We start from the raw sequence: 11467 nt of genomic DNA on the forward strand, positions 1-11467 counted from the left end.
ATGGATTCATGTCCATTTACATATCGTTCAACCGCTTGGATTCTTTGTTCAACTTTTAATTTTGCCATAAAAAAACCCCCGTAAAAATTAGATTAGTGTCTAACTTTTACGGGGCAGTTCAGCTTCACTCTGCTTTTGTTTGTTTTTAAGCTTCAAATAGAAGTGATTCTGGATCTTCGATTAATTCTTTTACTCGTTTTAAGAACGTAACTGCTTCTTTTCCATCGACGATTCGGTGGTCATACGATAAAGCAATATACATCATTGGACGGTTTTCCATACGCTCTGCATCGATAGCAACTGGACGTAAATTGATCGCATGCATGCCTAAAATACCTACTTGAGGTCCGTTTAAAATTGGTGTAGATAGTAATGAGCCGAATGTTCCACCATTTGTAATTGTGAATGTTCCGCCTTGAAGATCATTTAAAGATAATTTATTGTTTCTTGCCTTCACTGCAAGATCCATAATATCCTTCTCAATTTCTGCAAAGTTTTTGCGGTCGGCATCACGTACAACTGGTACGACTAATCCTTCATCCGTTGAAACGGCAACACCGATGTCGTAAAACTTCTTCAGGACGATTTCATCGCCTTGAATTTCTGCATTTAAGAATTGATTTTTCTTAAGTGCGGCAACAACGGCTTTTGTGAAGAAGGACATAAAGCCTAATTTCACATCATTTTCTTCAAAGAATTTATCTTTGCGTTTTTTACGAAGATTCATTACGTTCGTCATATCAACTTCATTAAACGTTGTCAGCATGGCCGCTGTTTGCTGAACCTCAACAAGACGGTTAGCAATCGTTTGACGACGGCGAGTCATGCGAATACGCTCAACTCTTTTGCCTTCATCTTGCTGCATTGGAACAGGTGCCGCTTTAGGAGCTGGCGGTGTTGGTAAAGCACTCGCTTGTTGCTGTGGATTAAATGAAGAAACGTCTTGCGCACGTACTCTTCCTAAAGGATCAACAGTTGGGATTTGCGTTAAATCGATTCCTTTTTCCCTTGCCATTTTTCTTGCTGCTGGTGAGGCAATCGGACGCTGTTGTTTATCATTAGCCTCTGCCCCGGCAGGAATATTTTGATCAGCTGGCTTTGCAGATTGTTCCTGAACAGGTGCTTCTTGAATAGGTGCCGCGACAGATACTGGAGCTGCTCCCGCTTCCCCACTCTCGTCAATAACAGCGATTGTTTCCCCTACATTCACATTATCGCCTTCTTGCGCTTTTACTTCCTTTAATACACCTGTGAAATCAGAAATGATTTCAACGTTTACCTTATCTGTTTCTAATTCTACAATGTAATCCCCTTTATTAACCATTTCGCCCGGCTTTTTGAGCCATTGGGCAATCGTTCCTTCAGTAATCGATTCCGCTAATTCAGGTACTCTAATTTCAGCCACCTTAATTTCCCCCTTCATGCTTGTCCGTTAATGCTTCTTCAATGATGCGTGCTTGTTCATGTTTATGAATGACTGGATCCCCTTCTGATGGGCTTGAACGACGGCGTCTTCCTGCATAAGATACTTCAATATTTTGACCGCCAAGTTCTTTTAATCGAGGCTCAACAAAGGTCCAAGCCCCCATGTTTTTAGGCTCTTCTTGTACCCAGACAATTTCTTTCAAGTTCGGATATCGTTGAATAATATCTTTAATTGCTTCCATTGGGAAAGGATAAATCTCTTCTAGACGAACAATATGGAACCAATCTTTATTTTCAATATTTTTCAGATTTTCCGCTAAGTCAATGGTCATTTTTCCAGAAGCCATAATTAAACGAGTCACTTTATCTGCTTCCAAACCAAGACCTGGCTGTTCAAGAACTGGCTTGAACTCCCCTGCACTTAAATCTTGGCTGCTTGAAGAAACAAGCTGATGGCGAAGCAGACTCTTAGGCGACATAATAACAAGTGGACGTACTTCCTCACGATTCAAAATAGCTGCCTGTCTGCGTAAAATATGGAAGTATTGCGCTGATGATGAAAGGTTTGCTACCGTCCAGTTATTTTCAGCAGCTAAAGTTAAGAATCTTTCTAAACGAGCACTTGAATGCTCTGGCCCTTGTCCTTCATACCCATGTGGAAGAAGCATAACTAGTCCAGATTTTTGTCCCCACTTCGCACGGCCAGCGGCAATGAATTGATCAAACATGACTTGGGCAGAGTTTGCGAAGTCTCCGAATTGTGCTTCCCATAAAACAAGTGTTTCAGGAGCGAAGACATTATACCCATATTCAAAGCCAAGGACAGCCATCTCGGATAATGGGCTATTATGAACCGCAAATGAAGCTTTCGCCGACGACATTTGATGAAGTGGTGAATATGATTTACCTGTTTCATTGTCATGTAAAACGATATTACGATGCGCAAAAGTTCCCCGCTCTGAGTCTTGACCTGTTAAGCGGATAGGTGTTCCGTCACTTAAAATGGAAGCGTAAGCTAATGTTTCCGCATGTCCCCAGTCAATTTTCGCTTCTCCTTCTAATGCATCCAAACGGCGTTTCAAAATTTTATCAAGCTTATTGAATACATTGAAGTTTTCTGGGAAACCAAGCAGCTCATTGTTGATTTGCTTTAATGTTTCCAATGGAACAGCTGTTTCGATTTTTGGAAGGCCCTTCTCAACGATTTCTGGCGGATCCATATCTTCCATACTAACCTTTTTATCAGGTACTTTTTCATAGGCAGCTTTTAGCTTACTAATAGTATCCGCTTCCATTTGTGCGGCAGTTTCCTTCGTTAAAGTTGCCTGATTAATAAGCTTTTCAGCATATAGTTCTTTTACCGTTAATTCTTGATGTATGATTTTATACATTAACGGATTTGTTGTCATCGGTTCATCCATTTCATTATGACCGAACCTGCGATAGCCAATGAGATCGATTAAGAAATCCTTTTGGAATTTCTCTCTGTACTCACATGCTAGTCTTGCTGCAGCTAAGCATGCTTCCGGATCATTCGCATTTACATGAAGGATTGGAATTTCATAGCCTTTTGCTAAATCACTAGCATATCTAGTAGAACGTGAATCATGGGATTCAGTTGTGAACCCAATCGTGTTATTAGCAATGATGTGGATGGATCCACCCGTGTTATAACCTTTTAATTGACCAAGATTCAGCGTTTCCGCTACTACTCCTTGACCTGGGAAGGCTGCGTCGCCATGAATAATGATTGAAAGGGCGGATTTGAAATCTTCCTTCGGATAGCCCTTGCTTGTGCGTTCATCTTGCGCTGCACGTGTATATCCTTCAACGACTGCTCCTACAAATTCAAGGTGACTCGGATTATTTGCAAGAGTCAAACGGGCAATAGTTGTATTATCATCTTTAATTTTTTTATCTATACCAAGATGGTATTTTACGTCCCCAGTCCATCCATAGCTAATGCCAATAGAGCCTTCTGAAGGTACAAGCTCTTTATTAGGAGCGTGCTGGAATTCTGCAAAAATCATCTCATACGGCTTGCCTAGTACATGGGCAAGAACGTTCAGACGTCCACGGTGGGCCATACCAATATTAATTGTTTTCGTACCCGCAGAGACTGAGTCGGAAACGATTTCGTCCAGTAATGGAACAATAGAATCGAGTCCTTCAATGGAAAACCTCTTTTGACCGACAAATGTTCTATGCAAGAACTTTTCGAATTCTTCTACTTCAGTTAGTCTTTTAAGAACTTTTGTTTTTTCTTCTGCTTGCAGATGAAGTTTGAGATCACTTGATTCGACTTTTTTCCGCAGCCAATCTTTTTCATTTTCATCATCTACATGGTGAAATTCAAATGCAATCGTTCCCATATACACACTTCTCAGATACTCAATCGCATCATGACCGTTTCTAAGTGGTATTTTCGCATCGGTACAAATTAGATGCGCAGGGATGGCCTGTAAGTCTGCCTCCGTTAATCCATAAGCAGATAAATCAAAGAGTTGATTTTCAGGATCACGATTTTTTAATGGATAAATATCAGCTGCGCGGTGGCCATAGAATCTGATGTTATCAGCTAAGCGAATGGCCGCCAAAGTTTTTTCTAACTGATCAGCAGATGGAACTGCAACATTTGTCCCTGCATTATGGGTGCTTGTATTTTCAACAACAGGTGACCCTGTCGCATCGAAATAAGCTCTCATTTCTGGATCTACTGATTCAGGATTTTGTAAAAAGTTTTCGTACAGCTCAATGACATAGCCAAGGTTCGGACCATAAAACCCCTGATTTACAGGTCTTTCACCATTCAATGGCTTTTTCATGAAAAAAAACCCCCATCACCATATTTAAAAAGTTAAAAAAATTTCATTATCCAGTCTCTAAAAAAAATTCGATTAAATAGAAAATATCTTTATATTTAAAAGAATAATATTTTTTTCTGAGATTTGATAATTCACAAAGCCATTCTAACACGTTAATGCTAGTATTTCAAAGGTTTTCCATTCAAATATAGTAGAAATTAAATGTCTTATTTTTCTACTCATCTCTTATATTGATAAAATAATTTAAAAATTTCGAATTGGATGAATTGAGGTTGATTATTTGCTATCTCTCAAACAAAATTTTCTTTAAAATAAATTGATTAGTAAAAATACACTGAAAAAGGATTGACTTTTCTAAATGCTTTAGTGTAGAGTTGAAAGAAAATTAAATCATTTCTTATCAAGAGAGGTCGAGGGTAAGGCCCAATGACGCCTCAGCAACCATCAATCGTAAAATCGATTGAAAAGGTGCTAATTCCTGCAAGTTTTTTTAAAAACTTGAAAGATAAGGAGAATGGCTATGTTTACATGAAAAAGTCTTCTTCTTAAAGAAGGCTTTTTTATTTTTATATTTTAGGCTTTGTTAATGAATATTGTTGGCGATCAAACCGCCTTATGTATACCTGCTTTCTACGTTATTCGTCCCGAATAAAACCCGTTCGCATGCATGCATAAGGCTAGTAATCAACAATAAATCGCTAATATAGCCAAATTTTAAAAGGGGTGCTGACATGCATAAAGTAGACACTATTCTTGCGCAAATTGGAAATCGAAGTGAAAACGTGACTGGTACAGTTAATCCGCCAGTATATTTCTCTACCGCCTTTCGACATGAAGGGATTGGCCAATCAACAGGCTATGATTACATTCGAACAGGTAATCCGACGAGACAATTGCTCGAGAAAGCAATCGCCAAACTCGAGTGCGGGGATCAAGGCTATGCCTGCAGTTCTGGAATGGGTGCCATTCTTACTGTTCTCTCTCTTTTCAAATCAGGTGATGAATTGATTGTGTCCAAGGATTTATACGGGGGAACGTATAGATTATTTGAACAAGGCTATCAAAAATGGGGATTGCGATGTAAGTATGTTCGGGACTTCTCCCCTGTTCAACTTGAAAAGGAAATCTCTTCGAACACAAAGGCGATATTTATTGAAACACCTACTAATCCTTTGATGGAGGAAACTAATATTGAAGAGGTAGCCGTATTTGCTAAACAGCACAATCTTTTACTGATCGTTGATAACACCTTTTATACCCCTGTCATTCAGCAACCATTGAATGCAGGTGCAGATATTGTGATCCATAGTGCGACGAAATATTTAGGCGGGCATAATGACGTTCTCGCGGGATTAGTCGTTGCGAAAGGAAAAGCATTATGTGAATCATTAGCCTTTCATCATAATGGAGCAGGTGCTGTGTTAAGTCCGTTTGATTCTTGGCTTCTCATTCGAGGGATGAAAACCCTTGCTATTCGGATGGAAAAGCATGAAAAGAACGCGAAGGAAATTGTGCGCTATCTTTCTACCCATGAAGCCGTTACTGATGTTCTCTATCCTGGACGCGGAGGCATGGTTTCGTTTCGAATTAAGCATGAGTCTTTAGTGAATCCATTTTTGCAAAGCTTGTCCCTTATTACTTTTGCGGAAAGCCTTGGCGGTGTAGAGAGCTTTATTACATATCCCGCAACACAAACACATGCAGATATACCGGAGAACATCCGCTTAGAAACTGGTGTTTGTAATCGATTATTACGTTTTTCAGTGGGCATCGAAAATGCTGAAGATATTATTCAAGATTTAGAACATGCTTTTGCCAAAGTATTGAAGTGTGTTACGAACTAAAAACTTTCTATTAATTTCAAAGATTAGCATGACCATTAAGGGGGATCACAATGAATTTCCTTGAAAAAATGAAAAATGAAATTGTCATTGCTGATGGCGCTATGGGCACACTTCTTTATTCTTACGGAACGGATAGCTGCTTTGAGAATCTAAATATTACCCATGCCGAACAAATTCAGCAAATTCATGAAGCTTATATTCAAGCAGGTGCGAATCTCATCCAGACAAACACATATGCTGCAAACTATATAAAGCTACAACGATACGGCCTCGAGGATCATGTAAAGGAAATGAATACTTATGCTGTAAGAAATGCGCGAAAAGCAGCAAAGCAAGATACTTTTGTAGTGGGCACGATCGGCGGAATCAGAGGAATTAAGCCAAAAATGATTCCTCTTGAAGAAATTAAAAGGAGCTTCCGCGAACAGCTTTATTGCCTTTTGCTCGAAGGTGTAGATGGTATATTGCTAGAAACATATTACGATTTGGAAGAACTTGAGGAAGTGCTTTCCATTGCACGAAAAGAAACCGATTTGCCGATTATTGCCCAAGTTTCTCTTCATGAAGCAAATGTATTACAAGATCAAACATCTGTTCCTGAAGCATTATTACATCTGGAAAACTTAGGTGCAGATATCGTCGGCTTAAATTGCCGTCTAGGTCCTTATCATATGCTGCGAGCTCTTGAAAATGTGCCGCTGCCAAAGCATGCATTCTTATCAGTTTATCCAAATGCAAGTATTCCAGCTTATACGGATGGGAAATTTCACTATGAGGGAGATTCGGAGTATTTTAGACAGTCCGCACGCGACTTTAGAAACCAAGGAGTCAGACTATTAGGCGGCTGTTGCGGTACAACACCTGATCATATACGGGCCTTCGCTTCCGAATTAAATGGCTTGCCTCCGGTTTATGAAAAGACTGTAAAGAAGCGCAATCAAATTAAGATTAATACACATGCTGCTGCCAATCGGGAAGAACCTCCATTACATGAAATTGTGCAGGAGCGTCCTTCAATTATTGTTGAATTAGACCCGCCAAAAAAATTAATTACGAGCAGCTTTTTTGAAGGGGCGAAAGCATTAAAGGAAGCCGGAATTGATGCGATTACACTTGCTGATAATTCATTAGCGTCACCTCGAGTATGTAATACAGCTCTTGGCTACCGTGTAAAAAAGGAAGTTGGCATCAGACCTTTAGTCCATATTACATGTCGAGACCGCAATATTATCGGTTTACAATCCCATTTAATGGGACTTCATACGCTCGGATTACATGATGTATTAGCAATAACTGGCGATCCAGCCCGGGTTGGTGATTTTCCAGGTGCCTCCTCTGTGTATGACGTCTCGTCATTTGAGTTAATTCAAATGATTAAGCAATTAAATGATGGCTTATCGATTTCTGGTAAGGATTTAGGGGAGAATGCAGCCTTTTCAGTTGGGGCAGCTTTTAATCCGAATGTGAGATCCCTTGAAAAGTCCGTCCAGCGTCTGGAGAAAAAAATTACATTTGGCGCCGACTATTTTGTCAGTCAGCCTGTTTTTTCCGAACAAAAGCTAGTTGATGTTCATGAGGCTACGAAACACTTAAATAGGCCAATTTATATTGGATTAATGCCTTTAATAAGCCATCGAAATGCGGAATTTTTGCATAATGAAGTGCCAGGCATCAAAATTTCAGACGAAATTAGAAATAGAATGGCCGAATGCAAAGATGATCCGATTCGAGCTTCACGTGAAGGGCTTGCGATTACAAAATCATTAATTGATACGGCAGCAGAGCTATTTAATGGTATTTATTTAATTACCCCGTTTATGCGTTATGACCTAACTGTTGAATTATCAAAATATACTCAAGAAGCAAGTGCCAAAATTGCAAGGAGGAAACAACATGCTGAAATCATCACTAACTGAACAACTTAAGAGAAAGATTTTGATTATGGACGGCGCAATGGGTACGATGCTTCAAAACGCCAATTTGTCCGCTGATGATTTCGGCGGCGAAGAATTTGACGGCTGTAATGAAAATTTAAATATTACTGCTCCTTCTGTTATTGAACAAATTCACCTAAAATATTTGCAGGCTGGTGCAGATATCGTTTCTACAAACACATTTGGAGCAGCTAGTATTGTTCTCGATGAATATCAATTAGGTCATAAAGCTTATGAAATTAATAAAAAAGCAGCCCTCATCGCGAGAAATGCAGTCGATATAATTACTTCTTCTGACTGGCCACGTTATGTTGCCGGTGCGATGGGACCTACGACAAAGACGTTAAGTGTCACAGGTGGGACGACTTTTGAAAAGCTGACAGAATCTTATGAAGAACAAGCAATTGGGCTGATTGACGGGGATGTCGATCTTCTTCTATTAGAAACGAGTCAGGATATGCTAAATGTGAAGGCTGGATTTATTGGCATTCAAAATGCATTCGAAAAAACAGGGAAAAGGCTGCCAGTTATCATTTCCGGAACGATTGAACCGATGGGCACAACCCTTGCCGGACAATCGATTGAAGCTTTTTATATCTCATTGGAACATATGAAGCCTTTAGCTGTAGGCTTGAACTGTGCAACAGGCCCGGAATTCATGCAAGACCATATCCGTTCTCTTTCAAGTCTTGCTGCTTCAGCCGTTAGCTGTTATCCGAATGCCGGGCTTCCCGATGAAGAAGGACAATATCATGAAACACCAGACTCACTGGCAAAGAAGCTTGGGGGATTCGCCTCTCAAGGCTGGCTGAACATTGTCGGCGGCTGCTGTGGAACGACTCCAGCCCATATACAAGCAATTGCAGCAGAAATGGAAAAATACGAACCGCGCAGCTATGAAAAATCTTCTGTCCATAAAGTTTCGGGTATTGAGCCATTTATTTATGATGATCCTACCCTTCGCCCGATCATGGTTGGTGAGCGGACGAATGTGATTGGTTCACGTAAGTTTAAACGATTAATAAAAGAAGGCAAATTTGAAGAGGCTGCTGAAATAGCGAGAGCGCAAATTAAAGGCGGAGCCCATGTCATCGATGTCTGTCTTGCCGATCCCGACCGTGAAGAAGTTCAGGATATGGAAAGCTTTATTAAAGAAGTAGTTAAGAAAGTCAAAGCCCCTCTCGTCATTGACTCAACAGATGACACAGTTATTGAAAAAGCTCTTTCGTATTCACAAGGGAAAGCAATTATTAATTCTATTAATCTTGAAGATGGCGAGGAAAGATTTGCAGCCATTGCCCCCCTTGTTCATAAATATGGAGCAGCTGTTGTTGTCGGGACGATCGATGAAAAAGGAATGGGAGTGACGGCTGAGAAAAAGTTGGAGATTGCGAAGCGTTCCTATGATTTACTCGTCAATAAATATGGAATTCAGCCTGAGGATATCATTTTTGATCCGCTCGTCTTCCCTGTAGGCACTGGTGATGAACAATATATCGGTAGTGCAAAAGCAACGGTCGACGGGATTCGTTTCATTAAAGAAGCAATGCCTGAAGTTCAAACGGTTTTAGGGATTAGTAATGTTTCTTTCGGCCTCCCTCCTGTCGGTCGTGAAATATTAAACTCTGTGTTTCTTTACCATTGCACACTGGCGGGCCTTGATTATGCGATCGTTAACACAGAAAAACTTGAGAGATTCGCTTCCATCCCGAAAGAAGAAGTCGAATTAGCTGAGAAACTATTATTTGAAACAAATGATGAAAACCTTGCTGCTTTTACGGATTTTTACCGTGATAAGAAAAAAGAGCAAAAAAGCATAATGCCTGATATGACTCTTGAGGAGCGTCTTGCCTACTATATAGTAGAAGGAACGAAAGAAGGCTTAATTCCAGATTTGGAGGAAGCTATGCATACCTACCCTGCCCCACTTGACATTATTAACGGACCGTTGATGGACGGAATGAAAGAGGTCGGCCGATTATTCAATGATAATCAGTTAATTGTAGCTGAAGTGCTACAAAGTGCAGAGGTGATGAAGGCATCTGTTTCCTTCCTTGAACCATATATGGAGAAGGACGATGCAACTGCTAATAAAGGAAAAATTGTCATCGCTACTGTCAAGGGTGACGTACACGATATCGGGAAAAATTTAGTTGATATCATATTAAGCAATAATGGCTATGAAGTGATTGATCTCGGCATAAAAGTCCCTCCTTCCGAGCTTGTTGAAACGATTAGAAAGGAAAAGCCAGACATGATTGGCTTGTCGGGATTACTTGTCAAATCAGCACAGCAAATGGTATTGACTGCACATGATTTAAAGCAAGCCGGAATTGATATTCCTATCCTTGTCGGCGGGGCTGCCCTTTCTCGTAAATTTACAGATACGAAAATTTCAAAAGAATACGATGGCCTTGTTTTGTATGCAAAAGATGCAATGAACGGCCTTTCTCTTGCAAACCAGCTGCAAGACCCTGTCGAATTTGAAAAATTAAAGAGCGAACAATTTGAAAAGCAAGTGGCAGCGCAAAATGCTGTTCCTTTTGATCGTAGCTCGATCGCTATCGCAACTGCTGTTAAAGTAAGACCGAAATTGAATACAAATGTCCCTGTTTTTGTGCCGAAGGATTTAAAAAGACGTGTATTGAATTCGATTTCAATTTCGCATATTGAGCCATACATTAATAAGCAAATGCTGATCGGACATCATCTCGGCTTAAAAGGCAAGCTTGAAAAACTGCTTGCTGAAGGAGATGAAAAGGCGATTAAAATGAATGACATGGTAAATGAGTTAATTGAGGATGCCAAAGCAAACGACTGGATTACACCAGCAGCCGTGTATCAATTCTTCCCAGCTCAATCAGATGGTGATAAAGTGCTCATTTATAATGAAGAGCAGACGGATATTATTGAAACATTTGAATTTCCAAGACAGGAAGCTGAACCTTATCTCTGCTTAGCAGACTATTTAAAATCAAAGGATAGCGGACAAATGGATTATGTCGCCTTCTTTACAGTGACAGCAGGCAGAGGGATTAGACAGGTGGCAGACCAATTGAAGGAACAAGGCCGTTTCTTAGAATGTCATGCATTACAATCTCTTGCCCTTGAAACAGCGGAAGGATTTGCGGAACTCGTTCACAGACAAATTCGCGATCGCTGGGGCTTCCCTGACCCTGTCGAAATGACGATGAGAGAGCGTTTTGCTACCAAATATCAAGGACAACGCTTCTCATTCGGCTACCCTGCTTGCCCTGATTTAGAGGATCAACGTAAGCTATTCAAGCTGATCAGCCCAGAAGATATCGGTGTAAATTTAACAGAGGGCTGTATGATGGAGCCGGAAGCCTCTGTCTCAGCAATCGTATTCGCTCATCCTGAAGCTAGATATTTTAATGTTTTATAGCATAATAAGTGAAAAGCCAAAAACGTTGATGAA

At 40.3% G+C, this 11467-nt stretch carries 5 protein-coding genes and 1 riboswitch; of the genes, 3 read left to right on the plus strand and 2 right to left on the minus strand.

Features of this window, described 5'->3' with window-relative positions; translation table 11 throughout:
• Positions 1-145: 145 nt before the first annotated feature.
• Both odhB and F7731_RS15335 read right to left on the minus strand, forming a co-directional pair.
• Positions 146-1405: a 2-oxoglutarate dehydrogenase complex dihydrolipoyllysine-residue succinyltransferase gene (gene odhB / locus F7731_RS15330; RefSeq protein ID WP_151535662.1), complete on the minus strand. Its 1260-nt coding sequence runs from the start codon at positions 1403-1405 to the stop codon at positions 146-148.
• 1 nt (position 1406) lies between these two features.
• The gene (locus F7731_RS15335) at positions 1407-4250 is read right to left on the minus strand and encodes a 2-oxoglutarate dehydrogenase E1 component (protein WP_151535663.1); all 2844 of its coding nucleotides are present in this window, start codon (positions 4248-4250) and stop codon (positions 1407-1409) included.
• 394 nt (positions 4251-4644) lie between these two features.
• Positions 4645-4762: riboswitch (SAM riboswitch) on the plus strand.
• 219 nt (positions 4763-4981) lie between these two features.
• Here F7731_RS15335 and F7731_RS15340 point away from each other — a divergent pair.
• From F7731_RS15340 to metH, 3 genes are read left to right on the plus strand one after another with little or no spacing between them, the layout of a single operon-like run.
• Entirely contained in the window at positions 4982-6094 is a 1113-nt protein-coding gene (locus F7731_RS15340) for a methionine biosynthesis PLP-dependent protein (RefSeq protein ID WP_151535664.1), read from the plus strand.
• A 50-nt stretch (positions 6095-6144) separates the two neighbouring features.
• Positions 6145-8010 (plus strand): bifunctional homocysteine S-methyltransferase/methylenetetrahydrofolate reductase, encoded by a 1866-nt coding sequence (locus F7731_RS15345; protein ID WP_151535665.1) that lies wholly within the window; start codon positions 6145-6147, stop codon positions 8008-8010.
• On the plus strand, positions 7988-11434 hold the full coding sequence (gene metH, locus F7731_RS15350; protein WP_151535666.1) for a methionine synthase: 3447 nt from the start codon (positions 7988-7990) through the stop codon (positions 11432-11434). The genes F7731_RS15345 and metH overlap by 23 nt, the downstream gene beginning before the upstream one ends.
• Positions 11435-11467: the final 33 nt, after the last annotated feature.

The sequence above is a fragment of the Cytobacillus depressus genome (genome assembly GCF_008923245.1).
Taxonomy (GTDB): Bacteria; Bacillota; Bacilli; order Bacillales; family Cytobacillaceae; genus Cytobacillus; species Cytobacillus depressus.